The organism is Stenotrophomonas sp. FW305-C-20-S1 (assembly GCF_058783335.1).
In genome coordinates, this window is record NZ_JBYTEK010000001.1 from 257,720 (window position 1) to 284,158 (window position 26,439).

A 26,439-nucleotide genomic window follows, 5' to 3' on the forward strand; every position below is an offset into this window, starting at 1 on the left:
CGCCCCCCCCCCCCCCCCCCCCCCCCCCCCCCCCGCCACACCTTGTCAGCCACCCTGCCCGTGCTGTGCGAAGGGCTGAGTGCTGCCATCGGCCAGCACCAGTTCCACGGTGTACGGCTGCACATGGCCATCAGGCATTTCCATGCCCGGTGATCCAGCCGGCATTCCCGGCAGCACCAGGCCACGTGCCGTCGGCCTTTCCTTCAGCAGGCGCTTGATGTCGCTGGCCGGAATATGGCCTTCCACCACATAGCCACCGATCTCGGCGGTATGGCAGGACGCCTTGCCGGCCGGTACGCCGAGCCGTTGCTTGACCGGATGCATGTCATCGGTATCGCGTATCTCAACCGCGAAGCCGGCAGCCTTCAGGTGGTCGGCCCACACGCCACAGCAACCGCAACTGGCCGTCTTGTGCACGATGGCCAGGGGAAGCTCCCGGTCGATCGTCGCTCCGGCCGTCGCCTCGACCGCCGAGGCGGTTGCGGTTGCGGGCGAGGACACGGCCTCTTCGGAGGCACGCGCGCAGGCGGTGGCCAGCAGAACGGGGGTGAGCAACAGGCTCAGGGAAAGAATGCGGTTCATGGATCAGGTTTTCCTTTGCAATCGCAGGCGCGAGCGCCTGCCATCCACGCGACGGATGCGCGTGGGTCAAGTAGATGAGGGGTACTGCAGGACGGCAGGTACGCAACCTGCGCGCAATCAGGCGATCGGCGGACGAATCAGGTGAGGCAGCGCAGGCGCGGGATGAGCCGGCGGCAGCGCGTCGCCGGGCACTGCACGCAGCGGCCATGCAGCGAGGCTTGCCGATGTCGGCAGCATGGCCACACTCGTCGGCACGCACTCGCAGCCCTCGCTGCTGCACGCGGCTGCCTCCCATTCATCGCAGCAGGTGGGCGTGACAGAGATCGCAGCGCCGGCGATCTCGTGGGGGCCATCGCAATGACCACCGCCGGACTGACCGTTGATGCCGCCCGAGGCAAGCGCCAGCGCCGGTGCATTGAGCACCAGGGTCAGGAGCAGCATCAGTCGCAGCAGCAGGCCGGATATATCCACGGGCTGATGATAGCCGACGCACGATGCGCCCGTCGCCGCTGCCTGCTGTCATCATGCATGACGTTCATTGGAGCCTTTCCATGCCTGCCCGCTTCGCCTCTGCTGCCCTCCTGCTGTCCGCGTTGCTTAGCGCTCCCGCCATGGCAGGCGAACGCCAATGGACCGTGCTGTCCAGCAGCGATGGTGACCACACCAGTGAGCGCTGGCAGGTAAGCGGGACGCGGTTGCGAACGCTTCCCGTGTTCGACCCGGCACGCGCCGAGCCGCCGCTGTCGGTGCATCAAGCTGCGGCGGCAGCACTGGCCCACGCGCGCCTGCGTTATCCCGGCGATGACTTCGTGGTCTCCGAGGTAAGCCTGCAGCGGTTCACCGCCGGCGCTGCGCCGCAGAGCGCGGACGCAGCGCGCGGCTGGGTGTACCTGGTCAGCCTCGACTACAACGCCAAGGGCTGGACCCAGATGGTGCCGGTGCTGCTGGATGGCAGCATCGTGCTGAGCGACAACGAGCAATTGTAGGATCGGCGCCTACGCGGGCACGTCGACCTGCGCGCGCATCCGTACCGGAATGGATTTCGCCGCTGGCGTACCGCTGATCCGATCGTAGTAGTCCAGCGGCAGCAGGGGGTTGAGCTCCGGGTAGTAGCCCGCCAGCGCCCCGCGCGGCATCGGGTAGTCAAGCACGGTCAGGCCTTCGATTCGCCGCGTCACGCCGTCGTCGCTGATCGTTTCCAGGCTTACCAGGGCTTCCTTGCCGAGCCCGCGCGCCAGACGGTCCTCGATGTTCATGAACACCACCATGCGGTCGTTGTACACGCCCCGGTAGCGGTCGTTGTAGCTGTAGATGGTGGTGTTGTACTGGTCGTGCGAGCGCACCGTGGCCAGACGCAGCATCTCCGGGTCATCGACTACCGTGTTCACTTCCAGGCCCGGCATGACGAGGATGTTGGCCTTGCCGTTCGGCGTCGGCCACACGCGCCTGCGCGGCGGAATATCCAGGTGGAAGCCGTGCAGTGCCTGGATGCGCTCGTTGAAGCCGGCATAGATGTCCGGATAGACGGCGGCGATCAGGTCGCGGATCGGGCCGTAATCATGCATGTACGCGGCCCAGTCCACCTTGCTGTCCGGCAACGTTGCCATCGCCATCCGGCAGACGATCTCCACCTCCGGCAGCACGTGGTCGCTGGCCGGCTCCAGCACGCCGCGCGACGCCGTCACGTTGGACATCGCATCTTCGATGGTGACGAACTGCTCGCCCTTCGGCGTGCGGATCCACTCCGAGCGCGCCACCACCGGCAGGATCAGCGCGTCGCGACCGTGCACGAGATGCCCCCGGTTGAGCTTGGTGGCAATACCCACGGTCAGTTCCAGTCTACGCATGGCCTGGTAGGCGCGCTCGGTATCGGGCACGGCATGGATGAAGTTGCCGCCCATGCCGATGAACACCTTGGCGCTGCCATCGAGCATCGCCGCGATCGACTCGACCACATGGTGGCCGTGCTCGCGCGGCGGATCGAAACCAAACACCTGCTGCACGCGATCCAGGTAGCGCGCCGTCGGCTTCTCGTCGATGCCGACGGTGCGGTCGCCCTGCACGTTGGAATGGCCACGGATCGGACCGATACCCGCGCCCGGCTTGCCGAAATTACCGCGCAGCAACAACAGGTTGGCCACCTGCTGCAGCAGCCGCGACCCCTGCTGGTGCTGGGTCAGGCCCATGCCATAGCAGATGACCGTCGCCTGCGAACGGATGTAGATCTCCGCGCAGCGCCGGATCTGTTCCTGCGCGATGCCCGACACCCGCACGATCTCATCCCAGTTCTGCGCCAGCACGTCCTCGCGCAGCGCCTCCAGGCCAACGGTGTGTTCGGCCAGGAAGGCATGATCCAGCACTGACTCACCCTGGGCTTCGCGCTCGAACATCACCTTCATCATGCCCTTGATCAGCGCAAGGTCGCCGCCGATGCGGACGTGCACGAACTCGCTGGTGATCTCGGTGGAACCGAACGTGGCCATCTGCACCACGTCCTGCGGTTCGGTGAAGCGGATCAGGGCACGCTCCGGCATCGGGTTGACCGCCACGATCGGCACACCGCGCTTGCGCGCTTCCACCAGGTTGCTCATCATCCGCGGCGAGTTGGTGCCGGTGTTCTGGCCCATCACGAAGATCGCCTCGGCGTGTTCGAAGTCGTCCAGCACGATGGTGCCCTTGCCCACGCCGATCGCCGGCGGCAAGCCGCGGCTGGTCGGCTCGTGGCACATGTTCGAGCAGTCCGGGAAGTTGTTGGTACCGAACTCGCGCACGAAGATCGAATACAGGAACGCCGCCTCGTTGGGCGTGCGGCCGGAGGTGTAGAACTCGGCCTGGTCGGGGTTGTCCAGCGCCTGCAGATGACGACCGATGAGTGCAAACGCCTCGTCCCATTCGCAGGGCACGTAGTGATCGGTGGCGGCGTCGTAGCGCATCGGCTCGGTCAGCCGGCCCTGCTGCTCCAACCAGTAATCGGTCTGCGCCATCAGCTCGGTGACGGTGTGCTGGGCGAACAGCTCACGGGTGACCCGGTGCTGGGTCGCTTCCCAGGCCAGGGCCTTGGCACCGTTCTCGCAGAATTCCAGCTTCTTGCGGTGGTCGGCATCGGGGAAGGCGCAGCTGGGGCATTTGAATCCGCCCGGCTGGTTCATCGCCAGCAGCGCCTTGGATCCTTTGCCGATCACGCTCTGCTGCAGCAGCACCTTGGCGGTCGCACCGGCGGCCCCCCAGCCACCTGCCGGTTGATTGTAAGGCTTGTAACGCGGCGGCTTCTGTTCGGACATGGTCGGGAACCTGCGTTGGTGGAGTGCCTGCCTGCAGTGCCGGGCTCGCGCCCGGCTGCCGTGGCCAGTCAAGCACACCGGCAACCCCAGCGCCATGGCCCGGCCCGGGTACAGCAGGCTGCCATGGCAACGGTTACCGCCGCGTCTTCACTGGATGGCTGCGCTATCCTCCGGGCGTAGCCTGCCCTTCTGCTTTGCCCAGGATGTGCCGCATGCCCGGATCGACGTTGCCTTCGCCCCCGCCCTCCGGCACGGCCCTGCGCACGCTGCAGCGCTGGCGCAGCACGGGGCAGGAGCAACGGGTCGATACGATCGCCGAAGAAGTACCGGTGGCGATGCGCTACAACGGCGCGGCCTTCGCGGTGATGATGGCCACGCCATGCGACCTGGAGGATTTCGCGCTGGGCTTCTCGCTCAGCGAAGGGTTGATCGAGCGTCCTGACCAGTTGCTGTCCATCCAGGTGCAGCCACAACTGGAGGGCATCGAGCTGAATATGAGCGTGTCCGCCGACGCCCCCGGCGCCGCACTGGATCCTGACAACGGGCGCCTGCTGCCGGGTCGCGGCGGCTGTGGGTTGTGCGGTGCGCGCCAGCTGGAGGACGTGCTGCGTCCGCTGCCTCCGGTAAAGGACCGCCGCACGTATCAGACGGCTGCACTGCAGCGGGCATTGGCTGGGCTGGCCCTACGCCAGCCGATGAATGCTGCCAGTGGTTCGACCCATGCAGCGGCCTGGGCCGACGCCAGTGGCCGCATCGGCTGGGTGCGCGAAGACGTCGGCCGCCACAACGCGCTGGACAAGCTGATCGGTGCACTGCACCACAACGAACACAGCATCGATGGCGGCCTGCTGGTGGTATCCAGCCGTGCCAGCTACGAAATGGTCAGCAAGGCCGCGCGCGCCGGTGCCAGCGTACTGGCCGCCGTCTCGGCCCCCACTGCGCTCGCCATCGATCTGGCCCGCAGTGCCGGCCTGTGCCTGGTGGGCTTCGCCCGCGAAGAAGGCTTCAACGTGTATACCCACCCGGAGCGGCTGCAGGGGAATGGCCTGCACGGGCATCCGCCTGCCTGACGGGCGCCCTCAGCGGATGGACTGGCTGCTACGCCTTGCGGGACCGCTCGAGAGAGAGCAGCCCGCCGATCCGTTCGGTCACCTGTGCGCGCACGTTCTCGTCCAGCTGGCCTTCGTACATGGCCTCGTAGATCCACAGGCCATCGGCGGCCAACCGCGCCACGAAATTATCCAGCGCCGCCGGGTCGTCGCTGCCGGCGGCCGGTGGCGAAGGCGCCCAGCGCTGCACCACCGGTGCCCACGGCCGCTCGCTGGGGAATTCGGGGTCCACCGAGTCCAGCATGAACATCAGCTCGGCACGGGTGGCACTCTGCGCCGACACACGCACGAAGGTCTGGTAGCGCTCCAGCGCAGTAGCCTCGCCGGCCGACTTGCCCAGCAGCGCCTCCATCGATGCTTCCCAGCTCTGCACCAGGTGCTCGTCGATGCCGCGCAGCAACGCTTCGCGCGAAGGAAAGTGGTACAGCAGGCCGCCACGGGTCAACTGCGCCTCGGCCGCCACCGATTCAAAGGTGACCGCACGCACGCCGTCGCGGTTGATCACGCTGACGGCGGCGTCGAGGATGCGCTCGCGCTTGCTGGTTCTCATGCCGTTATTTTACGCGATCGGCGGCGCCGTCGCGGCCACCGGCGCGTCCACGCAGCAGGCGCGCGATGATCACCGCGCCGGCCGCCAGCACCGCACTGATCACCAGCAGCACGATCTGGTAACCGCGATCGTAGGCCGCGGTGGCCAGCGCGAACCACTCGCCCTGCCCCACCTCACGCGCCACGTGCAGCGCCTGGGTGAAGCCCTCGCGCGCGGCGGCGGGAATACCCGCCGACTCCGGCAGGAAAGCGCCGTACATCGCAGCGCTCAGGCTGCCCAGCAGCGCGACGGCCAGCAGGCCGCCGAACTCGTAGGACACTTCCTCCACCGACGAGGCCATGCCCGCACGATGCGGCGGCACGTTGTTGAGGATGGCGGTGGACGCCACCGAGATGGCAGCACCCATGCCGAAGCCGGTGATCGCCATGCCGGCCACCACCCAGCCCAGCCCATGCGGGAAGCCCAGCGCCACCACGCCCACACCTACCGCGCCGGCCGCAAGACCGCCGCAGATCAGCGGACGCAGGCCGACGCGATGCAGCACGCTGCCGCCCAGCAACGCGCTGGGCAGGCTGCCCAGCGCCGCCACCGATACCAGCAGGCCCGCCTGCAACGGGCTGAGGCCGGCCACCAGCTGGAAACGCTGGGTGGTGAGCAGCTGCAGCCCTGCCATCGCAAACAGGGTGAACACCGCCGACAGGGTGCCGGCAAGGAAGGCCGGATTGCGGAAGATGGCGAAATCCAGCAGCGGATACGGCAACTGCTGCTGGCGGCGGCTGAAGGCGATGCCGGAGATGATCGCCAGCAGCAGCGAGACCGCGCCCACGCTGTACGAGGGCGGCGTGGCGATCAGCGACTTGATCGCCAGTACCAGGCCCGACAGCGCGGCCAGTGCCAGCAGCGAGGACAGCAGGTCCCATGGGCGGGTGCTGTCGCGCTGCCCTTCCGGCGCCAGCAGCAGGGTCGCGATGAAAGCGACCACCACCACCGGCACGTTGATGAGGAACACCGAGCCCCACCAGAAGTGCTGCAGCAGCAAGCCACCGATGATCGGCCCCAGCGCCGCACCGACGATGGCCACCGAACCCCAGATCGCGATGGCGATGTTGCGCTCGCGTTCTTCATGGAAGCTGAGCCCGATCAAGGCCAGCGTGGCCGGCATCATCGCCGCCGCACCCACGGCGAGGAAGGCACGCGCGGCGATCAGCTGCCCTGCGGTTGCAGAGAACGCCGCTGCCAACGAGGCGATGCCGAACACCACCAGCCCGACCAGGAACATCCGGCGGTGGCCGATGCGGTCACCCAGGGTGCCAGCGCCCAGCAGCAGACCGGCCATCACCAGCGGGTAGGCGTTGATGATCCACAGCGCCTGCCCGGCACTGGCCGACAGCTCCTCGGTCAGGGTCGGCAGCGCGGTATACAGCACCGAGTTGTCCAGCGTGACCAGCAGCAGGCCGGCGGCAACGGTGAACAGCAGCGACCAGCGTCGGGCGCGCGACAGGGACGGAGCACCGTCCAAGGGCTGGGAGAGAGCCATGGGAACCTGGATGGGGAAGGAGTACATCCATAACTATACAGGACATCCTGTATAGTTATGGGGCTACCAGTCAGATCCATTCAGCTGCCGGGAGGTGCAATGCTCCCTGCCTCATGACCCGGGGCCTACCTGCACTCCGCAGGCAAGGCAGCGACCGCCTGCACGATAGGGTCCTGCATGGCGCGTCCCACTGCGGCATCCAGCTCCCCCTGCAGATGGCCGTGCTGGCGCTGCATCTCCTCTTCGCACAGCGCACGCACCCGCGCGCGGGCGTTGCTGCGCAGCGTGCTGCAGCGCCAATCGCCCCCTCCCAGCGGCAGCACCGAATAGACCACGCTGTTGCAGGCGTTGCCGGCGCGTTCCGCCAGCGGACGCGCGCCGAAGTCACGCGGCACACTGCTGCGCTGCGGATCGAAGTAGCTGTCCGGGAAGGTGCGCGCGTACTGTTCGATGTCCACCTCGATAGTGCCGCCTTCGCCTGCCGGCACGCGCAGTGGCTGACCGCAGCCGGTGGCGTCGGCGCGGTGTTGGATGTACTGGTAGATGGGTCGGTCCAGGCTCGCATCCTGCGCGGTCACGGCGCTGACCGCCGCCAGCACCGGCAGCGACGCACGGTTGGCCATGCGCGCCAGCACTCCCGCCTGCACGGGTTCGCAGCGGTCGCGCAGCGTCGCCACCAGCAGGAACAGCAGGTCATCACGAAAGGCCTTGTCGGCCGCCAGGTGATGTTCGATGCGTGCCTGCGCTTCCGCCACTGGTGCGGGAAATGCAACGGCCGGTGGCGAGGGCGCGTGCGTAGCGTTCCACAGCAGCGCCACCCCGGTGCCTGCCAGCAGCAACACCGCCATCAGCAGCGCGACGGTGCGTGCGCGGAGCCTCGTCATCGGTTGATCGCGGAAAGCGTCGCTGCGGCAGCGTCATAGGACGCGCTGGCGATATCCGCCTCGAAGTGCTTCACCTGCAGGCGCCCAGACAGCCGGTAGGGATCCCACAGCGCGCCCATCGTGATGGGGCTGGCCAGGGTGACATGGATGATCTGGTTCGGTGGTGGCGGCGGCACGTGGATGCACGCGCCATAGAACGGCACGAACAGCAGTTCGTCCACCTGCCCGGCGTCGTTCATCGCCAGCGGCACCACATAGCCATCCAGGTCCAGCGCCCGTCCATCCACGCCATCGACCACCGCCGACGAGCCGAACTGCTGCGCGCGTAGCGGGCTGGAGTGATCGATGGCCTGCCCAGGCAGCGAGCCCGAACCCGTATCGTCGATCAAGCCCCCCACCCCGTCCATGCCATTGCCACGCGACAGCCCGATCTGCGGCGGTGGACGCTGGAAGCTGTCCTCTTCGGGCATCAGCGCGTCCCAGCGGTCGATCACTGCAGACGCCGCCACCGGCGACGCAGCAGCATTGTTGGCCTGTGGCGGTGAGGCGTCCACGGCGGGCCGGCCACAACTGGCCAGCAGTACAGCGGCAAGCACACCGCCAAGCAGCTTCGCGCTACGGTTCATAAGGCCTCAGTTCGGCGTCGGCCATGCTGTAGGCGGAGCCGGCAAGATCATCGTCCACCCGCTCGGCGCGCAGCACGCCTGCCAGGAAGAACGGCGAGTACATGTCGGGCATGGCGATCGGCCGCGGCAGCACCACATGCACGATCTGGTTCGGTGGCGGCGGTGGCACGTGGATGCACGCGCCGTAGTACGGCACGAACAGGAATTCGACCAGTCGGCCATCTGCCGCGTTGGCCAAAGGCACCACGTAGCCCGGCAACCGCACTGCGCGATCCAGTACCGCGTCCACCGTACGGAACGTACCGAACTGGGCCATGCGCCGGTTGCCGTTGTGCTGCACCTCCGGCCCCTCACCGCGCTCGAGTGCTGCCAGTTCGTCGCTGGGCAGCATCTGCAGCCAGTCCAGTTCCTGCTCGCTTTGCGTGCCAGCATTGCTCTGTACCGGCGACGGCGGCAGTGCCTGCACACCGGTATCGGTCGGCCGCGTGCAGGCAACCAGCAGCATTGCCGCAGCCAGCAGCAACCAGCGCACGCCCGCGCTCACGACGCAGGCGCCAGGCCATCGGCCAGGGTGCGCCGGTAGGCCAGCAGCGCAGGCAGCAGGCCGGCAACCGCGCTGATCAGCAGCACGCCGCCCACCCAGGCCAGTTCGCGCGCGTCCGGCCAGACGTGGGTGATCGACAGACCGAAATTGGCCAGCGCCCAGCTGCGCCCGGCCGCGCTGGCACAGGTCAGCACCGCCAGCGCCAACGCGCAGGCCATTGCTGCAGTGGCCACGGCCTCAACGACCAGCAGGCAGGCCACATAGGCCGGGCGCGCACCGGTGGCGCGCAGCACCGCCATCTCACGGCGGCGTTCCTGCAGCGTCGATACCAGCAGCGCCATCAGTGACACCATGCCCAGCAGCACCACCATCGCACTGATCAGCTGCAGCGCGCGCTCGGCAGTGCCCAGCGACTGCCACAGCTGCTGCAACGTCACGCCGGGCAGGATCGCCTGCAGCGCTTCGTCTGGATACTCGTTGATGCTGCGCTGCACGCCGAAGGTGGCGATGCGCGAGTTCAGCCCGAGCATGAAGGCGGTGATGCTGGTCGGGGTCAGGTCAAGCTGCCGTGCCTGTTCTGCGCTGACATGCTGGCTGCGCAACTGCACGCCGGAGCGCCAATCGACATGGATCGCTTCGATCGCCGGCAATGACACCAGCACGGACGAATCCACCGGCGTGCCGGTACGTTGCAGGATGCCGACCACGCGGAACGGCTTGTCGGCATGCGTGGCCAGCGTTACCGCACCGGTGCCATGGGCCAGCACGATCTCAGTGCCCAGGCCGATGTGCGCGGCCTGCGCGACTTCGGCGCCGACCACCGCGTCATACAGGTCGTCGAACGGCTGGCCCTGCGCGAATGCCAGCGCATGCCCTGCGCCATGCCGGTAATGTTCGAAATAGCCGGCGGTGGTGCCGATCACCCGATAGCCACGCCAGGAATCGCCCAGCGACAGCGGCACCGCCCATTTCACCTGCGGCAGCGTGGACAGTTCCTGGTAGGACTGCCAGGACACGTTGTTGGTCGGGTCGCCGATGTGGAAGACCGAGTACAGCAGCAGGTTCACCGGCCCCGAGCGTGCGCCCACGATCAGGTCCGTACCCGAGACGGTGCTGGCAAAGCCTTCGTGGGCCTGCGTGCGGATGCGCTCCACGCCCAGCAGCAGGACCACGCTCAGGGTGATGACCAGCACGGTCAGGCTCACGCTCAAGGCGCGGCTGCGCAGGCTGGCCCAGGCCAACTCAAACACGTGCACCCCCTGCCCGGTTCAGATCACCCAGCGACAACACCTGGTCAAACAACGGCTGCAGGCGATCATCGTGGCTGACCACCAGCGCGGTGGTGCCAGCGGCGCGGCACTGCGCGGACATCAGCTGCACGAACGCCGTGGCCGCTTCGGGGTCCAGCGCCGAGGTCGGTTCGTCGGCCAGCAGTACCGCCGGGCGACCGATCAGGGCACGGGCAGCGGCAACGCGCTGCTGCTGGCCGACGCTGAGCGTGCCTGCCGCGCGCGGCATCAGTGCCGGATCGAGCTGCAGCGCACGCAGCAGACGCGCGATTTCCGCGTCCAGCCCACCTTCAATGCGCGCGTTGCGCAATGGCGAAAAGCGCACGCCCAAAGCGATGTTGTTGCGCACGCTCAGGAACGGCAGCAGGTTGAACTGCTGGAAGATCACGCCCAGCTGGTCGGCACGGAAACGATCGCGCGCGGCGGCACCGAGCGTGTTCACCCGATGGCCGGCAACCCGGATGCTGCCGCTGGCCGGCAGCAGAATGCCCGCCAGCAGGCCCAGCAGCGTGCTCTTGCCCGAGCCGCTGGTCCCGCGCAGCAGCACGTTGCTGCCTGCGCGCACCTGCAGCTGTGCAATGCCCAGCACTGCACGGCCTGAGTAGCCGAACTGCACGCCCTGCAGGTCGATGATGGCATCGTCGTTCATGGCGCCAGCGGCACCCGCAGGCTGTCAGCAGTAACCACGCTGCGCCCTTGCCCGGTCGATGTTGCGGTGTTGACGATCACCTCGTGCAGCCCCGGAAACAGCGTAGGCAGCGGCAATGCCAGCCCGCGCAGTGCTGCCGGGTTGGCGCAGTGGTAGCGCAGTGCGGCGGTGAATCCAGCGTGCGTGTGCTGGCCTGGCTGTGCTGCCACAGCCACTGGCGCAAAGCCCTCCGCCGTCGCCTCGGCATGGTCCAACCGGCACTGCGCAGCGGTCGGCAACGTGACCCAGCTGCCGCTCTGCAGGATCGATCGCGCCCGCGCCAATGCGGCCTGTTCGCGGCTGTCGGCCGGGGGTCGCTCGAAATCGAGGATGCCGATGCCGGGCGCACGCAGTGCCAGTTCCAGCGTTCCCTGGTCCACGGCCAGATCGACATCGGCCTGGCCATGGACATGAGCACCGTGATGGCGCACGTCGTGGGCGTTCGCAGAATGGGCAGCAAGCAGCAGCAGAAGGGCGGCAGAACGTTTCATCGGGCGGCTCCGTATTGTTACTCTGTAACATTATGGACCACATCCCGATCTCGCCCGCAAGGGCCCGCACCCAACCGCCAGCTTGGGCACGCTGGCATCCCCGTTTCGATCTGGCAGGCGCATGGCTGTCGCTGGCCTGTGCCGCGCATTGCGTGGCCCTGCCCCTGCTGCTGGCCTTCACGCCAGCGGCGATGATGGCGCTGCGCTCGTTCCAGCACCCTGGCCATGGCGCGATGACCGCACTGCTGGTGATGTCGCGCTGGGAATGGCTGTTCGCGCTGCTGGCCTCGTCGATCGCCCTGCTCAGCACCGCCGCCGGCAAGCGCCGCCATCGACGCGCCCTGCCGCTGTGCGTGGCCCTGGCAGGCGCGATCCTGTTGCTGTCCGCCTCGCTGTACCTGCCGTTGAAGGAATCGCTGCTCTGGCACGGCGCTGCCACCGCCTGTGGTGGGGTGATGCTGGCCACCGCACATCTGCGCAACCGGCGGGCCCTGCGGCCCGCCGGCTGATGCCCGCTCAGAACCGGTAGCCGACCTCGGCGCCGACAATGCGCGGGCTGTCCACCGGCCCGTAGTAGTTGCCGTCGCGGCCGAAGGCCAGGTTGTCGAAGATCAGGCCATTGATGCGGCGCTTGTCGGTCAGGTTCTGCACGAACACGCGCGTGCTCCACGGCCCGCGCTCATAGCCCAGTTGCACGCCGAGCACAGCCACGGCCGGCTGGAACGCGCGGTTGCGCTCGTCCAGCGCGCTGGAGCCGGTGAACTGCGATTCCACCCGGGCATAGATGCCGGAGTCGAACTGATACCGCGCTGCCAGGTAGCCTGTGTAGTGCGGCGTCAGCTTGACCCGCTTGCCGTGGAGGTTCTCCTGCGGGCTTACCCAGAGCTTGGTGTACGTCGCATCGACATAGCCGACGTTGGCCATCACCGTAAACCCCGGCGCGACTTCAAACACACCTTCCAGTTCTGCACCGCGCGACCGTATCGAGGCATCCGAGCCCACGTAGTCGGACGAGATCGGCCGGCCGTTGGCATCGGTGGCCACCTGGATTTCCTGCCAGTTGTCCGAGCTGATGTGGAAAAGGGCACCGCCGATATGGCCACGGCCGCCAGCCAGGTTCATCTTGAAACCGATTTCATGGCTCCACATGCGCTCGGATTCGTAGCGCAGCACCTTGTCGTTGATCACATCGCTCTGCGCGGCGGCCAGGTTGAAGCCGCCGGGGATGTAGCCCTTGGCCGAGGCCGCATAGAACGACAGATCATCGCTGGCGTCATAGCGCAGCGAGACGCGGGGCAACGTGGCCGAGAACGTATGCGCCAGGGCCGCGTCGCGGTAGCGCACCAGGCCTCCCGCGCCCAGGTCGAGGAATCCGGCACGCTGCTCGGTGGAACGGCGGGCCTGTTCGTGGCGAATGCCGAGGCTGGCGGTCAATTTCGGCAATGCCGGCAGCGTGTAGCTGCCGGTCGCGAAAACACTGTAGTCCTCACCCTTGGAGGTCTGCCGCGGCGCCAGGTTGTAACTGTCCAGGCCCCGCAGCGCCGGGCCGACGAAGGTGCCCTGGATCGAATCCTTGTCGATGCGGTACGTCGATACACCGGCCATCCAGGTCAACGCCTGGTCGCTGGGCGAGCTGAAGCGCGCCTCGGCATTCCAGGCATTCTTCTTGTCATGTATGTACCCGGCCAGCGCGGAGCTGGCGGTCATGTCGAAGTCGTAGCCGGCCGAGCTGGCTTCCTCGCTGCGGTACGAGGCGGCCACATCCAGGGTGCCGGCCTGCAGTTGCCACTGCGCGCTCAGGCCTGCGACGGTCTCGTGCTTTTCGGTGCGCTTTGGCGCATCGTTGATGTAGGTGAAGTCACCTGCATGGCGGCCACCATTGAGGCGGTCGCCATAGGTGCGGTTGTACAGGCCGGTATCCAGCGGCAGGTACTCGTACTCGAACATGCCCGGTGCGCGCGTGCGCAGGTGATAGGCCAAGGCGTTGACGGTCACGTAATCGCTGGGACGCCAGCGCAGCTTGCCCTGCAGGTAGCCCTCTTTCACTTCGCCGCGCGCGCCGTACGGGGTCAGGTTCTTCAAGTAGGCATCCTCATCGGAGCCCATGAACGCCACCGAGCCCGACAGCGTGCCGCCCTTGCCGAGCGGGCCAGCCAGGAAACCATCCACGGCCGTACCGTTGCCGTTGCCGAACCAGGTGTTGCGCACGTTCACCTCACCCTCGCGGGTATCGGCCGGGCCGCGCGTGCGCACCAGCACCAGCCCGGATTCGCTGTTGGCGCCGTACAGGGTTCCCTGCGGCCCCCGCAGCACCTCAACCGATTCAACCTGGTTGAGTACTGCGTTGCTCAGCTCACGGAACGGAATGCCATCGATGTACACCGACGCGCGGTTGACCAGGAAGGGATTGGATTCGATGCCACGGATGGAAATGAACATGTTGCTCAGCTGGCCCATCACGTTGAACTTCACGTTGGGCGCCAGCTTGTCCAGGTCGCGGAACTCGGTGACACCGGCTTCCTTCAGTGCCTGCCGATCAAGCACGGTCACCGACAGGTCACTCTTCAGGTAGGGCGTGTCGCGCTTGGAGCCGGTGACCACCACCCCATCAAGGGTGGTGGCATCGGCGGACTGCGCGTGGGCAGGAACAACAGGAACCAGCAACGACGCTGCGACAAGGGCAACGGAGGAAACGGGGGATTTCAAGGTAGACCTCATGAGGAACGGAAACGCGCTTGGCGGGCCAGCTGGCGCAAACTGTTATCCTGTAACATTCCGCGCTCGCCGCCACTCCATTGCAGTCAGCGCTGCTCCATTCCTGGACCTGCCATGCCCGCCCTCGCCGACCAGTTGCACCGGGAAGCCGCCCTGCCCAGTGGTGGCACCGTGACCAGCGAGGACGGCGCGATCGTTCTGCTGCGCCATGGCTTCCAGGCCAGCGAAGGCCCCATGGGCAACCCGCACCAGCTGCGGCTGGGCCTGGCGCTGGCCGGTGGCGGCAGCCTGTATCAACGCACCACTGCCGGGGTACTGCAGGCGCCTTGGCATCCGGGCCAGTTCAACGTGGTACTGCCCGGCGATCGTGGACACTACGCCAGCCCAGCCGTGGAGCTGCTGGGAATGGCCATCGATACCGCGCAGTGGCGTGATGCGCCTGGCGGCTTCCCGGACATCCACGCCCTTTCCCTGCGGCTGCATCGCGACCCGGTGATCGCTGCCGTACTGCACGCGCTGTGGTCCAGCGCGCAGGCTGACGCCAGCGTGCCCGGCTTCCTGCAGTACGGCGCAGAAGTCGTGGTGCGGCGGTTGGCGCAGCTTGCCGGCCAACCGCCCGCCCGGCCGCGGATGGCTGCACCGCTGTCATCGCGGCAACTGCGCCGGCTGCAGGACTTCATCGATGAACACCGTTCCCAGTCGCTGGATGTCGCAGCGCTGGCAGACGTACTCGGCATGGAACCGACCACGTTCAGCCGCGCCCTGCGCGCCGCTACCGGCATGCCACCGTATGCCTACCTGACCGAGCGCCGGATGCACTGGGCGCAGTACGCACTGTCCAAGGGGCAGCGCGTCACCGAGGTCGCGCTGGCCTGCGGCTACGCCAATCCCAGCAAGTTCGCGGCGGCCTTCCAGCGCGTGGCCGGTTGCACGCCCAGCGCCTGGGCCGCGCAAGGCACCGGCCACCAGGACGCTATTCGTCGAACGGGCGTTGACCCAGCGTCTGCGTCACGTGGTCGACGAAACAGGTGATGCGCGCGGCCAGCGCGGTGTTGCGGTAGTACACCGCGTTGATCGGCTGGCGGACCTCCTGGGTCTGCTTGGCGAACAGCTGTACCAGGTGCCCTTCGCGCCGGTCCTGGCGGGTCAGGAAATCGGACAGGCAGGCGATGCCCAGCCCGTTCACCGCCATCTGCCGCAGCGTTTCTCCGCTGGAAGATGCAATGGCCGGCTGGATCACCAATGGACCGCCATCGGCGTCGGTCAGCGGCCACTCGTTGAGTGAACCCGGGTGGGTGAAACCCAGCAGCGTGTGCGCGCGCAGTTGCGCGATGCGGGTGGGCGTACCGTACTGCCGCAGGTACTCCGGGCTGGCGACCACGCGGATGCGGCTGTGGCCGATCGGCCGCGCATGCAGGGTGGAATCGCGCAGCACGCCGATGCGGAACGCCACGTCGGTGCGTTTCTCGATCAGGTCGGTGATGCCCTCGTTGGAGTTCAGCTCCAACTGCACCTGCGGATAGCGCTCGCGGAAGCCGGCCAGCAGCGGCACGATCACGTGCAGCATGAACGGCGTGGCCGCATCCACCCGCAACCGCCCTACCGGTTGTTGCCGGCGCGCCGCCATCTGTTCCTCGGCTTCGTCCACCGTGGCCAGGATCGTGCGCGCGTATTCCAGGAAAGCCGCGCCCTCTTCGGTCAGCTCCAGCCGCCGCGTCGTCCGCCGCAGCAGCGTGGTCTGCAGCTTGTCCTCCAAGCGCGCCAGAGTGCGGCTGGTGGCCGAGATGGTCAGTCCCAGCGCTTCGGCGGCGGCGGTGATCGAGCCGCTGTCGACCACGGCGACAAACGCCTTCAGCTCATCCAGGGTCGTTTTCATTCTTTACCTCGACGCAAAAGCATTTCCCGTATACACGGCTTAATCTGCAAATGTAAAGCGACCAGACTGGCCCCCATCGGAGCACACCGCTCCCTACCCAGCTGGAGTTCCCATGAGCCTTCCTTCCTTTGGCGTCGGCACGTTCCGCCTGACCGGCCAGACCGTCATCGATTCAGTGCGCAACGCCCTCGAGCTCGGCTATCGCGCCATCGACACCGCGCAGATCTACGGCAATGAAGCCGAGGTCGGCCAGGCAATCGTCGAATCCGGTGTACCGCGCGACGAACTGTTCATCACCACCAAGATCTGGGTCGACAACCATGCCGCCGACAGACTGCTGCCGAGCCTGCGCGAGAGCCTGGCCAAGCTGCGCACCGACCATGTCGACCTGCTGCTGATCCACTGGCCGGCACCGGGCAGCGCGGTCGCGCTGCGCGAGTACATGACCGCGCTGGCCGAAGCGAAGACGCTGGGCCTGACCCGGCAGATCGGCGTATCCAACTTCAACATCGAACTGACCCGCCAGGCCATCGCCGTAGTTGGCCAGGGCCAGATCGCCACCAACCAGATCGAGCTCAGCCCCTATCTGCAGAACCCGGCATTGACGGCTTTCCTGCAGGAACAGGGCATCGCGGTGACCTCCTACATGACCCTGGCCTACGGCAAGGTACTGAAGGACCCGGTGCTGGCCGCCATCGCTGACAAGCACCAGGCCACGGTGGCCCAGGTCGCACTGGCCTGGGCGCTGCAGCTGGGTTACGCCGTCATTCCTTCCTCGACCAAGCGCGAAAACCTGGCCAGCAACCTGCTTGCCCGCGAGCTGCAGCTGGATGCCGAAGACATGGCTGCGATCGCCGCACTTGAACGCAACGGCCGCGAAGTCGACCCGCCGGGCCTGGCGCCTGCCTGGGACTGAGGAGCACGCGCTGATGGCTACTGCGTTGACACGACTGCAGGCGGGCGGCTTCAGCATTGGCATTGAAGCGCCGCTGGACAACGACTGGACGCCGCTGGGCGAACAGGCACGACGCATTGCGCGCCGCCTGCCGGGCGAACCGGACCTGCAGCAGCACGCCGACCTTGCCAGGCTGGCCGACCGCCTCGGCTTCCGTGCGCTGTGGGTGCGCGACGTGCCGGTGTACGACCCGGCATTCGGCGATGCCGCGCAGGTGTTCGAAGTGTTCACCTATCTCGGCTACCTGGCCGGCATCACCGAAGAGATCCTGCTGGGGACCGGCGCGGTGGTGCTGCCGATCCGCGAACCTCTGCTGACGTTGAAGTCGGCACGCAGCGTACAGCAGCTCAGTGGCGATCGCCTGCTGCTGGGCGTTGCCAGCGGCGACCGGCCGGTGGAGTACCCGCTGTTCGGCCGCGACTTCGACACCCGTGGCACGCGCTTCCGCGAGCAGATCGGGCTGCTGCGCGAAGGCACCGCTGCACGGCTGCCGCAGGGGTTGGAAGTACTGCCTGCCGATGGTCGGGCGCTGCCGCTGCTGGTGGCCGGCCTGGCGCAGCAGCAGCCGGCCTGGATCGGCGCACATATGGACGGCTGCCTGGCTTACCCCGGCACGCCCCAGGAACACGCCCACCGCGTGGCGGCGTGGCGCGCGGTGGCCGGCAACAAACCCTATGCAAGCTTCATCCACCTGGATCTGCTGGAACGGGCCGACGCACCGCTGCAGCGTTGGCGCTTCGGCCTGCGCGGCGGCCGCAATGCGCTGCTGGCCGAACTGCAGGCGATGCAGGCCGCCGGCGTCGATCACATCGGCCTGCAGTTCCGCCGCAACGAACGGCCTTTGGCCGACACCTTCCACGAAATCGCCGAGTACGTGCTGCCGCAGTTCGCGGCGCATGCGTGACCGGCACTGGAGCCCCGCAATGAACATCACCTCCCTGGCCCTGCTTGCACTGGCCTCGCTCCCGCTGCCCTCCACCGCTCTCGCTGCGGACTGGTATCCCTCCATATACGGCGCCAACGATGAGATCGGCGCGGCCAACCTGCTCACCGCCGATGTGGTCAAGCAGGCGGTGTCGCTGGTGAAGACCGGCAAGACGTATCCGCTGGCGGTACCGGTGGACAAGAACCTGCCCGCCTTTCGCCATCGCAGCTTCCGCCTGTACAACGTGCAGGTCGGGCAACAGGCCGGCAAGTCATTGGGCCCGAACAGATTCACCTTCAACGATGAACTGGTGAACGCCTGGACCGGTGTCGGCACCCAGCTCAACGGCATTGGCCACATCGGCATCGACAACGTCTACTACAACGGCAACAAGGCCGCCGACTTCGTCAGCGTCGATGGCGTGCGCAGGCTGGGCGTGGAGAAGGTGCCGCCGCTGGTCACACGCGGCGTGGTGCTGGACATGACCGCGTACTACGGCAAGGCCATCGTGCCCGGCGGCACCGAGTTCAGCGTCGCCGACATCCAGGCCGTGCTGAAGCAGCAGCACTTGACCCTGCGCAAGGGCGATGTGGTGCTGTTCAACACCGGCTGGCTGGAGCTGATCGGCAAGGACAACACGCAGTTCCTGCAGGTCGAGCCGGGCATCGGCATGGACGCGGCGAAGTGGCTGGCCGACCAGGGCATCGTCGCCTTCGGCGGTGACACCTGGGCCTCGGAGGTCTACCCCAATCCGCACGGCGCCGACGAGTTCCCGGTGAACCAGTACATGCTGGCCAAGCGCGGCATCTACAACCTGGAACTGATCGACAGCCGCGCGCTGGTGCGCGACAAGGCCTGGGAATTCCTGTTCGTGCTCGGCCAGCCGCTGTACGTCGGCTCCACCCAGGTCAACATCAACCCGGTGGCGATCCGATGAGCGACGCCCCGCCGATGTTTGCCGGTCGCCGGTTCCGGGTCAGCTATGACGGCCTGGCCGCCGACAACCGCTACAGCGCTGATGGCCATCGCGTGCACTACGCCATCGTCTCCGGCATCTATGCCGGTGCCCACGGCGAAGCCAGCTGCGAGTGGCGGCAGGTTGCCGAGGGCATCTATGCCATTTCCTGGCAGGAAGCCGACGGTGCCACCGTGGTGCACGTCGATGACTTCCTGCACGGCCATTCGCTGGCGTGGTTCACCGCCACCGACGGCCGCTTCCACCGCATGCAGGGCACGCTGCAGGCGCTGCCCCCGCACGACTGAATGTCCCTTCCCCACGAGATTCCCATGCGACTTTCCATTCCCTCGCCCATCGGCTTCGGCACCGCACCGTTGGGCAACATGTACCGCAACATCCCCCAGCAGGAGGCGCTGGATACCGTCGAGGCAGCCTGGCAGCAGGGCATCCGCTACTTCGACGCCGCACCGCTGTACGGCGCTGGCCTGGCCGAACTGCGCCTGGGCGAGGCCCTGCAGCATCACGACCGTGATGCCTATGCACTGAGCAGCAAGGTCGGCCGCCGTGTGCTGGACGAGGTGGAAGACACCACCCGGCGTGACCTTGGTGAGAAAGGTGGCCTGTTCGAGCATGGCCTGCCCAACCGCATCGTCTACGACTACAGCGCTGACGGCACCCTGCGCGCAATCGAGGAGAGCCTGCAGCGCCTGCGTACCGATCGCCTGGACATCGTCTGGATCCATGATCCGGCGCGTGACTTCCATGGCGATGCCTGGAAGGAGGTCTTGGACGGGGCCGCCGTGGCGCTCACCCGCCTGCGCGAGGAAGGTGTCATCAGGGCCTGGGGCTTGGGCGTCAACCGCGTGCAGCCCTGCGAGATGGCGCTGCAGCAGGCCGACCCGGATGGCTTCCTGATTGCCGGGCGCTACACCCTGCTCGACCACGAAGAGGCCCTGCAGCGGTTGATGCCGGACAGCGTTGCACGTGGCGTCGGCATCGTGGTCGGCGGGCCGTACAACTCCGGCATCCTTGCCGGCGGCGCGCATTACGAATACCAGACCGCCACGCCAGAGGTGCTGGCCCGCGTGCAGGCATTGCGCGACGTTGCGGCAGAACACCAGGTGGACCTGCGCGCCGCCGCGCTGCAGTTCTCGCTGGCGCACCCGGCAGTGGCAGCGGCGATTCCCGGTGCAAGCCGTCCCGAGCGCATCGCCGAGAACCTGGCGTTGGCCGGGGCGACGATTCCCACCGCGTTCTGGCAGGCATTGCGCGACCGCCAGCTGGTGTCATCGCACGCGCCGCTGCCCGGCCTGGGTTGACCGGTAGGTCGGCGTCAGCCTGCGTGCTCGAACACAGCCGCCACCCAGTCGATGAACACCCGCAGCCGCGGCGATGGCGTACGGTTGCGCGGATAGACCAGGCTGACCGGGCTCGGTGTGGGTGGCATCCCGGGCAACAGCTCCAGCAACTGCCCGCGCGCGATGTAAGGGTCCATCCGGTAACGCGGTGCCTGGATGATGCCCAACCCGGCCAGCGCGGCACCGAGGAAGGCGTCCGCACCGGACACCCGCACGCGTGCCGGCAGCGGCACGTGGCGAACCTGCCCACCCTGCTGGAACTCCAGCGGAATCAGCTGGCCGGTGGCGCTGGAACGGTAGCCGACCATCTGGTGTCCCGCCGCCAGCGACGCGATGCTCTCCGGCCGCCCGTGTGCCTGTACGTAAGCGGGCGACGCCACCGTGACCTCGCGCAGCAACGCCAGGCGCCGTGCGGCCAGATCGCTGTCGGCCAGGGTTCCCACGCGGATGGCCCCGTCCACCCCCTCGCGCAGCAGGTCGACATAGCGGTCGCCTTCGCTGACCTCCAGTTCGATGTCCGGGTACCGCTGCAGGAAATCCGGCAGATGCGGAAACAACAGGTGGCGCCCCAGCGTACCGTGCACCTCGATGCGCAGCGGCCCGCGTGGCGGCACGTCACGGAACGCGGCTTCGGCATCGTCCATGTCCGCGATCAGGCGCAGACAGCGGCCGTAGAAGGCCTCGCCTTCCAGCGTCGGCACCACCACGCGCGTGGTCCGGTGCAGCAGGCGCACGCCCAGACGCTGCTCCAGTGCTTTGATCGCGTCGGTCACCGTGGCCCGCGGCAGCCCCAGGTCTTCGGCGGCACGGCTGAAGCTGCGGCGCTCGACGATCCGCACGAACGCACGCAGGGCGGTGAATCTGTCCATTGTTCGGATGGCCGGATGATGTTTCCGGATTATCCATGATTATCCGCGACGGCGGAGAGACGAAGATGGCCGTGCGCCATGCCGGCGCGCCCTTCTGGAATCTGCCATGACCTCCTCTGCTTCCCGCTCTGTCGCCCTCGTCACCGGGGGCTCCCGTGGCATCGGCGCGGCCATCTCGCGCCGTCTGGCCGCCGACGGCCATGCCGTGGTGATCAACTATGCCGGGCGCCGTGATGAGGCCGAAACACTGGCTGCCGAATTGACCGCCAGCGGAGGGCACGCCATCGCCCTGCAGGCCGATGTCGCCGACCCGCAGGCCGTGCACGCGCTGTTCGACGCCATCGATGCACGCTTCGGTGGCATCGATGTGGTGGTCAACAGTGCCGGCGTGCTGCAGTTGGCCGCACTGGCCGACAGCGATGATGCCCTGTTCGACCGTGTGATCGGCATCAACCTCAAGGGTGCATTCAATGTGCTGCGCGAGGCCGCGCGGCGCGTGCGCGACGGTGGTCGCATCGTCACCCTGTCCACCAGCGTGGTTGGCATCAAGCTGGAAAACTACGGCGTGTATGCCGCCAGCAAGGCCGCGGTGGAGACCATGGGCGCGATTCTCAGCAAGGAACTGCGTGGGCGCGGCATCACCGTGAACGCGGTGGCGCCCGGGCCGACCGCCACCGATCTGTTCCTGGACGGGAAGTCGCCGGAACTGATCGATCGGCTGGCGAAGATGAATCCGTTGGAGCGGCTGGGTACGCCGGAAGACATCGCCGGCGCGGTGGCGTTCCTGGCCGGTGCCGATGGCGGCTGGATCAATGGCCAGGTGCTGCGGGCCAATGGTGGGATGGTGTAGCGGCGTGCCAACCAAGGTTGGCATCTACCAGATCACGCCACATCGGTAGTCGCCCACCGTGGTGGGCGCGCGGCATGCCAACCAAGGTTGGCATCTACCAAGGGCGCCTCAATGCGGTGTGCGCGGTTCCGGTAGACGCCAACCTTGGTTGGCGCCGCCCCTCAACCGCCGGGCATGGCCCGGCGCTACCGTGGGTGTTACCGGCTCATCGAATACGGTGCCTGCGCGCCCTGCCCCGGCCAGTCCTTGTTCGGTTCGGCCTGCATGGTGAAGTGCAGCTCGCCGCCGGCCAGGATCTCATCATGGCGCAGGAACGTGCGCTGCAACGGCTTGCCGTTGAGGGTCACGCTGCCGACATAGGTGTGCTTGTCGTCCAGTCCTTCGGCCACGATGGTGAAGGTCTTGCCGTTGGGCAGCCGCATTGCGGTCTTCGGCAGGAACGGGCGGCCGAGGATGTACTCGCCCGAGCCCGGCGCTACCGGGTAGAAACCCAGCGCGGTGAACACGTACCACGCCGACATCTGGCCCACGTCATCGTTGCCGGCCAGGCCCTCGGGACGATCGGCATACTGCGTGTCCATGATCTGCTTCAGGCGTGCCTGCGTGCGCCACGGCTGGCCGGCATGCGAGTACAGGTAGGCGACGTGGTGGCTGGGCTCATTGCCATGCGCATACCAGCCGATCAGGCCGGTGATGTCTTCCATGTGCTCGAAGATGGCCGGATCGACCTTCGCGTTGAACACTTCATCCAGGCGCGCCAGCAGTTTGTCGCTGCCACCATGCGCTGCGGCAAGGCCGGCCACATCCTGCGGCACGTACCATGAGTACTGCCACGCATTGCCTTCGGTGTAGTCGGTGCCGTAGCCACTGGCGCTGGGGTCGAACGGCGTACGGAAGCTGCCATCGCGCTTGCGCGCACGCATGAAGCCGGTGTCCTTGTCGAAGGCGTTACGCCAGTTGCCCGCGCGCTTGTCGAAGGTTGCGGCCACATCGGTCTTGCCCATCGCCTGCGCCATGCGCGCGATGGTCCAGTCATCGAACGCGTATTCCAGCGTCTTGCTGGCTGCTTCGCCCTCCTCGTCGATCGGCACGTAGCCCAGCTCACGGTACTGCGCGATGCCATCGTAAGGGCCGTAGTTGGCGGTCTGCACCATCGCCTTCAGCGCCTTGTCCGCGTCGAAGCCACGAATGCCTTTCACGTAGGCATCGGCGATCACCGGCACCGCGTGGTAGCCGATCATGCACCAGTCTTCCAGGCCATGGAACGACCACACCGGCAGCATGCCGTAGGGACTGTGCTCATGATGGGCCAGCATGGAATTGACGAAATCGCTGTTGCGCTTCTCCGGCTGCACCAGGGTCAGCAGCGGGTGCAGCGCCCGGTAGGTATCCCACAGCGAGAACGTCGAATAGTTCGTATAGCCCTTGGCCTGGTGCACGGCGTTGTCCGCGCCGCGGTACTGGCCGTCGGCATCCATGAACAGCGTCGGCCCCAGCAGCGTGTGGTACAGCGCGGTGTACGCGCTGCGACGCGCGTGTTCGGGTGCATCGATATCCAGCACCGACAACGCCTGCGTCCACTCCTGCTTCGCCTGCGCGCGCACACGGTCGAAATCGAAGTCGGCCACTTCGGCATCGAGGTTGGCGATGGCGCCCGCCTCGCTGACCGGCGAAATGGCCACCTTCACCACCAGCGGTGCATCCAGCTTGCCGAAGTCGAAGGTGCCCACCAGCTGCCGCCCCTCCATCTGCGCGCGCTGCGCCGGGTCCTTCTCGCCCGGGGGCGCAAAGCCCTTGTAGACGATGTCCTGTTCGGTGTTGTGCAGCGCGTGGCTGGCCAGCGGCCGCGAGAAGCGCATCGCGAAATACAGCTGGCGGCCGGCGGCCCAGCCACGCGTCTCGCGGAAGCCGGTGATGGTGCCATCGCCACGCACGCGTACCCGCGACCACAGGATCTTGCCCGGGTAGTCATACATGCTGGTACGCATGTCCAGCAGCACCTTGGCTTCGCTGCCCTTCGGGAACGCATAGCGATGCACGCCCACGCGGGCGCTGGTGGTCAGCTCGGCGCGCACCTTGTAGTCGTCCAGGGTGACAGCGTAATAGCCCGGTTCGGCCTTCTCGTCATCGTGGCGGAAACGCGAGGCGTAACCGCTGCGTGGCTTTTCGGGGTCGCCGCGCTCCAGTCCAGGGTTGCCGGTGAACGGCATCAGCAGGATGTCGCCCAAATCGGAATGACCGGTGCCGGAAAAGTGCGTGTGCGAGAAACCGACGATGCTGCTGTCGTCGTAACGGTAGCCCGCCGCCCAGCCGTAGGCCTTCTCGCGCGGCTGGATGCGCGTGTCCGGGCTGAGCTGGACCATGCCGAACGGCACCGTCGCGCCGGGGTAGGTATGCCCCTCACCGCCGGTGCCAATGAAGGGATCGACCGAGGCATAGGCCTTGTCGGCGGCGGTCTTGGCCGGGGCGGCCGCAGCCAGGCCGGAGGCGAACATCGCCGTGGCGGCGACAGCGATCAGGAGACGACGGTCCAGCGTGGGCATCGGCATTTGGATCGATTCAGGTGGTGGTCAGATCCTAGCACCGGGGTGACGGTGTCGCATGCTGCAGTGCGGATGCCGCCTTCAACGCATGCATCTGCAACCGATTGGATGGATCGACACAGGAATTGAAGGGATGCTGCCAGGGCTGGCAGACCCATTTCGATGCGAATGCGCAAGCAATTGTCGGAATGGGCCCTAATGAAACAACTCAGCCCGTAAATGGAGACGTCCAGATGCAATGCCGGGTGGAACAGACCGCCAATGCGTGTGCAGGATATCCGCGCAGCGCGAACACCGCTGCCGGGCTTGGAACCCCGGAATGAGCTACGAGAGCTGCTTGCCGTGACTGCGGCGGGCGGTGCGCGGCGGCCGCATGGCCCTCCGGCTTTTCTCGTAGCTCAGCCGAAGTTCCAACCCCGCACCGCCCGCCACCCTTGCGGTGGCCACGTCCCCTCAAGGAGCCATCGCATGTCGCATGAACCGCCCATCCTGACCCCGGAAATGGAATCCCTGTTCTTCCGCATCGAGCACGCTCTGAACACCGCCGAGGGCATGGCGATGATGATCGGCGAGAACGAACCGGCCGACCCGCAGGCGCATCTGCGCCCGGGCTACAGCCTGCAGAAGATCACTGTAGCAATGATGGCACTGAGCCAGCATGGCCGGCGACTGCTGCATGAGCTGCGCGAGCAGCATGTGCGGGTGACGCTGCATTGAAGCGGACACCGCCAGGAAAATGAGCCGAGCGTGGCTCGGCTCCATGGAGGCCACTCAAGAGGCCACTCAATCGGGCAGCGCGCTCTGCAGTGCGGCAAGATCCGCCGCATCCACCGGCCGCACCACGCGCGCAACTTCCGTGCCATCACGCAGCAGGATCACGGTCGGCCACAGCTTCACCTGGAACGAGCGGCCCAGCGGCTTGCCCTTGCCGTCTTCGATCTTCCAGTGCGGCAGATCATGTGCCTCGACGAAAGCCTGCATTGCCGGTTGCGCAGCCTGGCAGTGGCCACACCACGGCGCACCGAATTCCAGCAACAGCCAACCGGCCTGCGCATCCACCTCCGCGCGGGCCGGCTCGGCTGCCACATGGTCACGCATGAAGGGCATGCCGGCTACGCCTGCAGCGTGCGCTGGATGTCTTCCAGCGGCGCGTTGGTAAGATCCTTGGCGATGTCGGCCAGCAAGCGCGCCTGCGTCTCCTTGTGCAGCAACGGACGGATGCGGCCCAGCGTGGTGGGATCGGCAATCAGCACCAGATGCGCATAACGGTTGTTGAGCGCGTCTTCATTGAGCTGCTCGGCTACCTGCTTGGCGAAGGTCGCCTCGTTGAGCTGCGAGATCGACATGTCCTTGGGCACCGCACCGGATGGCCCCTGACCGGACACACCCTGTTCGCTGATGTCCTGCAGGCGCAGCTCGCCTTCCTGTTTAAGGGTGAGCTTGTGCTCGTTGCCGACGTTGGTGAACACGCGGGCCGAGCCACCATCGGCGACGATAACCAGGGTGCCTTCGGGAATGCGACGGGTCATGCGTTACTCCTTGCGTTGGTTCGTGACCACCGTAAAAGCCGTGGCGTGAGCGAGGCGAGCACAACATGTTCATTCGATGTGCGTGGGTCATGTGCATGAACAGGCATCATGGAACGCTGCGTTCGTACTGGCGCGATTCTCGGCACGCTCACACTGTAACCGTTATCATGAACGCATGATCGACACGACCCACTGCACGTCAGCACCTGTTGCTGGCCTGCGGGAAGCACTGCCGACCGGCGCTTCGCTTTCCATCATTGCCTCTCCCTCGCCTTTCCAT

The 26,439-nt window shown here is 66.8% G+C and carries 28 protein-coding genes; 11 read left to right on the forward strand and 17 right to left on the reverse strand.

The genetic code is table 11. The features are described 5' to 3' along the window. Nucleotides 1-45: 45 nt before the first annotated feature. Together AC3WTC_RS01150 and AC3WTC_RS01155 are read right to left on the reverse strand one after the other, a co-directional pair. The gene (locus AC3WTC_RS01150) at nt 46-582 is read right to left on the reverse strand and encodes a DUF411 domain-containing protein (protein ID WP_025874426.1); all 537 of its coding nucleotides are present in this window, start codon (nt 580-582) and stop codon (nt 46-48) included. A gap of 117 nt (nt 583-699) precedes the next feature. Next, complete coding sequence (locus AC3WTC_RS01155; RefSeq protein ID WP_139784894.1) at nt 700-1,023, reverse strand: hypothetical protein; 324 nt, start codon at nt 1,021-1,023, stop codon at nt 700-702. A 110-nt stretch (nt 1,024-1,133) separates the two neighbouring features. On the opposite strand from AC3WTC_RS01155, the gene AC3WTC_RS01160 reads away from it, so the two are divergent. After that, entirely contained in the window at nt 1,134-1,568 is a 435-nt protein-coding gene (locus tag AC3WTC_RS01160) for a hypothetical protein (protein WP_139784893.1), read from the forward strand. Between the two features lie 9 nt (nt 1,569-1,577). On the opposite strand, the gene AC3WTC_RS01165 is transcribed toward AC3WTC_RS01160, so the two are convergent. Next, nucleotides 1,578-3,863: an FdhF/YdeP family oxidoreductase gene (locus tag AC3WTC_RS01165; RefSeq protein ID WP_492710149.1), complete on the reverse strand. Its 2,286-nt coding sequence runs from the start codon at nt 3,861-3,863 to the stop codon at nt 1,578-1,580. Nucleotides 3,864-4,075: 212 nt separating this feature from the next. Between AC3WTC_RS01165 and fdhD the strand changes: the two genes are divergently transcribed. Continuing rightward, complete coding sequence (gene fdhD / locus AC3WTC_RS01170; protein WP_080148670.1) at nt 4,076-4,933, forward strand: formate dehydrogenase accessory sulfurtransferase FdhD; 858 nt, start codon at nt 4,076-4,078, stop codon at nt 4,931-4,933. A 28-nt stretch (nt 4,934-4,961) separates the two neighbouring features. Here fdhD and AC3WTC_RS01175 read toward each other — a convergent pair whose 3' ends face one another. The 8 genes from AC3WTC_RS01175 to AC3WTC_RS01210 all read right to left on the reverse strand — a co-directional run bounded on the left by AC3WTC_RS01175 (nt 4,962) and on the right by AC3WTC_RS01210 (nt 11,581). After that, nucleotides 4,962-5,522: a TetR/AcrR family transcriptional regulator gene (locus tag AC3WTC_RS01175; RefSeq protein WP_080148669.1), complete on the reverse strand. Its 561-nt coding sequence runs from the start codon at nt 5,520-5,522 to the stop codon at nt 4,962-4,964. A 4-nt stretch (nt 5,523-5,526) separates the two neighbouring features. Then, nucleotides 5,527-7,059: an MFS transporter gene (locus tag AC3WTC_RS01180; protein WP_080148668.1), complete on the reverse strand. Its 1,533-nt coding sequence runs from the start codon at nt 7,057-7,059 to the stop codon at nt 5,527-5,529. Nucleotides 7,060-7,184: 125 nt separating this feature from the next. Further along, nucleotides 7,185-7,943, reverse strand: a complete 759-nt coding sequence (locus AC3WTC_RS01185) for a hypothetical protein (RefSeq protein ID WP_080148667.1) — start codon at nt 7,941-7,943, stop codon at nt 7,185-7,187. After that, nucleotides 7,940-8,569, reverse strand: coding sequence for a DUF3299 domain-containing protein (locus AC3WTC_RS01190; RefSeq protein WP_080148666.1), 630 nt, complete (start codon nt 8,567-8,569; stop codon nt 7,940-7,942). Before AC3WTC_RS01190 ends, AC3WTC_RS01185 begins: the two co-directional genes overlap by 4 nt. Further along, nucleotides 8,559-9,074, reverse strand: coding sequence for a DUF3299 domain-containing protein (locus AC3WTC_RS01195; protein ID WP_189914692.1), 516 nt, complete (start codon nt 9,072-9,074; stop codon nt 8,559-8,561). Before AC3WTC_RS01195 ends, AC3WTC_RS01190 begins: the two co-directional genes overlap by 11 nt. Nucleotides 9,075-9,109: 35 nt before the next feature. Further along, entirely contained in the window at nt 9,110-10,363 is a 1,254-nt protein-coding gene (locus tag AC3WTC_RS01200) for an ABC transporter permease (protein ID WP_080148665.1), read from the reverse strand. Further along, nucleotides 10,356-11,051 (reverse strand): ATP-binding cassette domain-containing protein, encoded by a 696-nt coding sequence (locus AC3WTC_RS01205; protein ID WP_492710153.1) that lies wholly within the window; start codon nt 11,049-11,051, stop codon nt 10,356-10,358. Before AC3WTC_RS01205 ends, AC3WTC_RS01200 begins: the two co-directional genes overlap by 8 nt. Beyond that, nucleotides 11,048-11,581: a ZrgA family zinc uptake protein gene (locus AC3WTC_RS01210; RefSeq protein WP_025874415.1), complete on the reverse strand. Its 534-nt coding sequence runs from the start codon at nt 11,579-11,581 to the stop codon at nt 11,048-11,050. Before AC3WTC_RS01210 ends, AC3WTC_RS01205 begins: the two co-directional genes overlap by 4 nt. Before the next feature lie 32 nt (nt 11,582-11,613). Between AC3WTC_RS01210 and AC3WTC_RS01215 the strand changes: the two genes are divergently transcribed. After that, nucleotides 11,614-12,090: a MerC domain-containing protein gene (locus AC3WTC_RS01215; protein ID WP_080148663.1), complete on the forward strand. Its 477-nt coding sequence runs from the start codon at nt 11,614-11,616 to the stop codon at nt 12,088-12,090. Nucleotides 12,091-12,097: 7 nt separating this feature from the next. Here the strand turns inward: AC3WTC_RS01215 and AC3WTC_RS01220 are convergent, their stop codons facing one another. Then, nucleotides 12,098-14,287 carry a TonB-dependent receptor gene (locus tag AC3WTC_RS01220; RefSeq protein ID WP_492710156.1) on the reverse strand — a complete coding sequence of 730 codons (2,190 nt, stop codon included), beginning with the start codon at nt 14,285-14,287 and terminating at the stop codon, nt 12,098-12,100. Nucleotides 14,288-14,410: 123 nt separating this feature from the next. Here AC3WTC_RS01220 and AC3WTC_RS01225 point away from each other — a divergent pair, with 123 nt between their 5' ends. Next, nucleotides 14,411-15,328, forward strand: coding sequence for a helix-turn-helix domain-containing protein (locus AC3WTC_RS01225; RefSeq protein WP_248150015.1), 918 nt, complete (start codon nt 14,411-14,413; stop codon nt 15,326-15,328). Here the strand turns inward: AC3WTC_RS01225 and AC3WTC_RS01230 are convergent. Next, nucleotides 15,270-16,172, reverse strand: a complete 903-nt coding sequence (locus AC3WTC_RS01230; protein ID WP_080148660.1) for a LysR family transcriptional regulator — start codon at nt 16,170-16,172, stop codon at nt 15,270-15,272. The genes AC3WTC_RS01225 and AC3WTC_RS01230 overlap by 59 nt on opposite strands. A gap of 112 nt (nt 16,173-16,284) precedes the next feature. On the opposite strand from AC3WTC_RS01230, the gene dkgB reads away from it, so the two are divergent. The 5 genes from dkgB to AC3WTC_RS01255 are packed head-to-tail and all read left to right on the forward strand — an operon-like array spanning nt 16,285 to nt 20,329. Then, nucleotides 16,285-17,088, forward strand: coding sequence for a 2,5-didehydrogluconate reductase DkgB (dkgB, locus tag AC3WTC_RS01235; protein WP_025874410.1), 804 nt, complete (start codon nt 16,285-16,287; stop codon nt 17,086-17,088). 13 nt (nt 17,089-17,101) lie between these two features. Next, nucleotides 17,102-18,031, forward strand: coding sequence for a TIGR03571 family LLM class oxidoreductase (locus tag AC3WTC_RS01240; RefSeq protein ID WP_025874409.1), 930 nt, complete (start codon nt 17,102-17,104; stop codon nt 18,029-18,031). Nucleotides 18,032-18,050: 19 nt separating this feature from the next. Next, a complete protein-coding gene (locus AC3WTC_RS01245) occupies nt 18,051-18,989 on the forward strand; it encodes a cyclase family protein (RefSeq protein WP_492710159.1) in 939 nt (312 codons plus the stop codon). Continuing rightward, nucleotides 18,986-19,315: a MoaF-related domain-containing protein gene (locus AC3WTC_RS01250; RefSeq protein WP_248150006.1), complete on the forward strand. Its 330-nt coding sequence runs from the start codon at nt 18,986-18,988 to the stop codon at nt 19,313-19,315. Before AC3WTC_RS01245 ends, AC3WTC_RS01250 begins: the two co-directional genes overlap by 4 nt. Before the next feature lie 24 nt (nt 19,316-19,339). Continuing rightward, nucleotides 19,340-20,329 (forward strand): aldo/keto reductase, encoded by a 990-nt coding sequence (locus AC3WTC_RS01255; RefSeq protein ID WP_492710161.1) that lies wholly within the window; start codon nt 19,340-19,342, stop codon nt 20,327-20,329. A gap of 14 nt (nt 20,330-20,343) precedes the next feature. Here AC3WTC_RS01255 and AC3WTC_RS01260 read toward each other — a convergent pair whose 3' ends face one another. After that, nucleotides 20,344-21,237, reverse strand: coding sequence for a LysR family transcriptional regulator (locus AC3WTC_RS01260; RefSeq protein WP_134832640.1), 894 nt, complete (start codon nt 21,235-21,237; stop codon nt 20,344-20,346). Between the two features lie 106 nt (nt 21,238-21,343). On the opposite strand from AC3WTC_RS01260, the gene AC3WTC_RS01265 reads away from it, so the two are divergent. Next, complete coding sequence (locus AC3WTC_RS01265; protein WP_154880545.1) at nt 21,344-22,087, forward strand: SDR family oxidoreductase; 744 nt, start codon at nt 21,344-21,346, stop codon at nt 22,085-22,087. A 197-nt stretch (nt 22,088-22,284) separates the two neighbouring features. On the opposite strand, the gene AC3WTC_RS01270 is transcribed toward AC3WTC_RS01265, so the two are convergent. Further along, complete coding sequence (locus tag AC3WTC_RS01270) at nt 22,285-24,636, reverse strand: GH92 family glycosyl hydrolase (protein WP_492710164.1); 2,352 nt, start codon at nt 24,634-24,636, stop codon at nt 22,285-22,287. 462 nt (nt 24,637-25,098) lie between these two features. Between AC3WTC_RS01270 and AC3WTC_RS01275 the strand changes: the two genes are divergently transcribed. Then, nucleotides 25,099-25,347 carry a hypothetical protein gene (locus tag AC3WTC_RS01275; protein ID WP_025874402.1) on the forward strand — a complete coding sequence of 83 codons (249 nt, stop codon included), beginning with the start codon at nt 25,099-25,101 and terminating at the stop codon, nt 25,345-25,347. 66 nt (nt 25,348-25,413) lie between these two features. On the opposite strand, the gene AC3WTC_RS01280 is transcribed toward AC3WTC_RS01275, so the two are convergent. Together AC3WTC_RS01280 and AC3WTC_RS01285 are read right to left on the reverse strand one after the other, a co-directional pair. Then, nucleotides 25,414-25,737, reverse strand: a complete 324-nt coding sequence (locus tag AC3WTC_RS01280) for a thioredoxin family protein (protein WP_492710165.1) — start codon at nt 25,735-25,737, stop codon at nt 25,414-25,416. Nucleotides 25,738-25,742: 5 nt separating this feature from the next. Continuing rightward, nucleotides 25,743-26,159 carry a baeRF12 domain-containing protein gene (locus tag AC3WTC_RS01285; protein ID WP_025874400.1) on the reverse strand — a complete coding sequence of 139 codons (417 nt, stop codon included), beginning with the start codon at nt 26,157-26,159 and terminating at the stop codon, nt 25,743-25,745. Between the last annotated feature and the right edge of the window lie 280 nt (nt 26,160-26,439).

Coding starts and splice junctions, on each gene's coding strand:
- AC3WTC_RS01150 (WP_025874426.1), bottom strand. CDS start 582: ATGAACCGCATTCTTTCCCTGAGCCTGTTGCTCACCCCCGTTCTGCTG.
- AC3WTC_RS01155 (WP_139784894.1), bottom strand. CDS start 1,023: ATGCTGCTCCTGACCCTGGTGCTCAATGCACCGGCGCTGGCGCTTGCC.
- AC3WTC_RS01160 (WP_139784893.1), top strand. CDS start 1,134: ATGCCTGCCCGCTTCGCCTCTGCTGCCCTCCTGCTGTCCGCGTTGCTT.
- AC3WTC_RS01165 (WP_492710149.1), bottom strand. CDS start 3,863: ATGTCCGAACAGAAGCCGCCGCGTTACAAGCCTTACAATCAACCGGCA.
- fdhD (WP_080148670.1), top strand. CDS start 4,076: ATGCCCGGATCGACGTTGCCTTCGCCCCCGCCCTCCGGCACGGCCCTG.
- AC3WTC_RS01175 (WP_080148669.1), bottom strand. CDS start 5,522: ATGAGAACCAGCAAGCGCGAGCGCATCCTCGACGCCGCCGTCAGCGTG.
- AC3WTC_RS01180 (WP_080148668.1), bottom strand. CDS start 7,059: ATGGCTCTCTCCCAGCCCTTGGACGGTGCTCCGTCCCTGTCGCGCGCC.
- AC3WTC_RS01185 (WP_080148667.1), bottom strand. CDS start 7,943: ATGACGAGGCTCCGCGCACGCACCGTCGCGCTGCTGATGGCGGTGTTG.
- AC3WTC_RS01190 (WP_080148666.1), bottom strand. CDS start 8,569: ATGAACCGTAGCGCGAAGCTGCTTGGCGGTGTGCTTGCCGCTGTACTG.
- AC3WTC_RS01195 (WP_189914692.1), bottom strand. CDS start 9,074: ATGCTGCTGGTTGCCTGCACGCGGCCGACCGATACCGGTGTGCAGGCA.
- AC3WTC_RS01205 (WP_492710153.1), bottom strand. CDS start 11,051: ATGAACGACGATGCCATCATCGACCTGCAGGGCGTGCAGTTCGGCTAC.
- AC3WTC_RS01210 (WP_025874415.1), bottom strand. CDS start 11,581: ATGAAACGTTCTGCCGCCCTTCTGCTGCTGCTTGCTGCCCATTCTGCG.
- AC3WTC_RS01215 (WP_080148663.1), top strand. CDS start 11,614: ATGGACCACATCCCGATCTCGCCCGCAAGGGCCCGCACCCAACCGCCA.
- AC3WTC_RS01225 (WP_248150015.1), top strand. CDS start 14,411: ATGCCCGCCCTCGCCGACCAGTTGCACCGGGAAGCCGCCCTGCCCAGT.
- AC3WTC_RS01230 (WP_080148660.1), bottom strand. CDS start 16,172: ATGAAAACGACCCTGGATGAGCTGAAGGCGTTTGTCGCCGTGGTCGAC.
- dkgB (WP_025874410.1), top strand. CDS start 16,285: ATGAGCCTTCCTTCCTTTGGCGTCGGCACGTTCCGCCTGACCGGCCAG.
- AC3WTC_RS01240 (WP_025874409.1), top strand. CDS start 17,102: ATGGCTACTGCGTTGACACGACTGCAGGCGGGCGGCTTCAGCATTGGC.
- AC3WTC_RS01245 (WP_492710159.1), top strand. CDS start 18,051: ATGAACATCACCTCCCTGGCCCTGCTTGCACTGGCCTCGCTCCCGCTG.
- AC3WTC_RS01250 (WP_248150006.1), top strand. CDS start 18,986: ATGAGCGACGCCCCGCCGATGTTTGCCGGTCGCCGGTTCCGGGTCAGC.
- AC3WTC_RS01255 (WP_492710161.1), top strand. CDS start 19,340: ATGCGACTTTCCATTCCCTCGCCCATCGGCTTCGGCACCGCACCGTTG.
- AC3WTC_RS01260 (WP_134832640.1), bottom strand. CDS start 21,237: ATGGACAGATTCACCGCCCTGCGTGCGTTCGTGCGGATCGTCGAGCGC.
- AC3WTC_RS01265 (WP_154880545.1), top strand. CDS start 21,344: ATGACCTCCTCTGCTTCCCGCTCTGTCGCCCTCGTCACCGGGGGCTCC.
- AC3WTC_RS01270 (WP_492710164.1), bottom strand. CDS start 24,636: ATGCCGATGCCCACGCTGGACCGTCGTCTCCTGATCGCTGTCGCCGCC.
- AC3WTC_RS01275 (WP_025874402.1), top strand. CDS start 25,099: ATGTCGCATGAACCGCCCATCCTGACCCCGGAAATGGAATCCCTGTTC.
- AC3WTC_RS01280 (WP_492710165.1), bottom strand. CDS start 25,737: ATGCCCTTCATGCGTGACCATGTGGCAGCCGAGCCGGCCCGCGCGGAG.
- AC3WTC_RS01285 (WP_025874400.1), bottom strand. CDS start 26,159: ATGACCCGTCGCATTCCCGAAGGCACCCTGGTTATCGTCGCCGATGGT.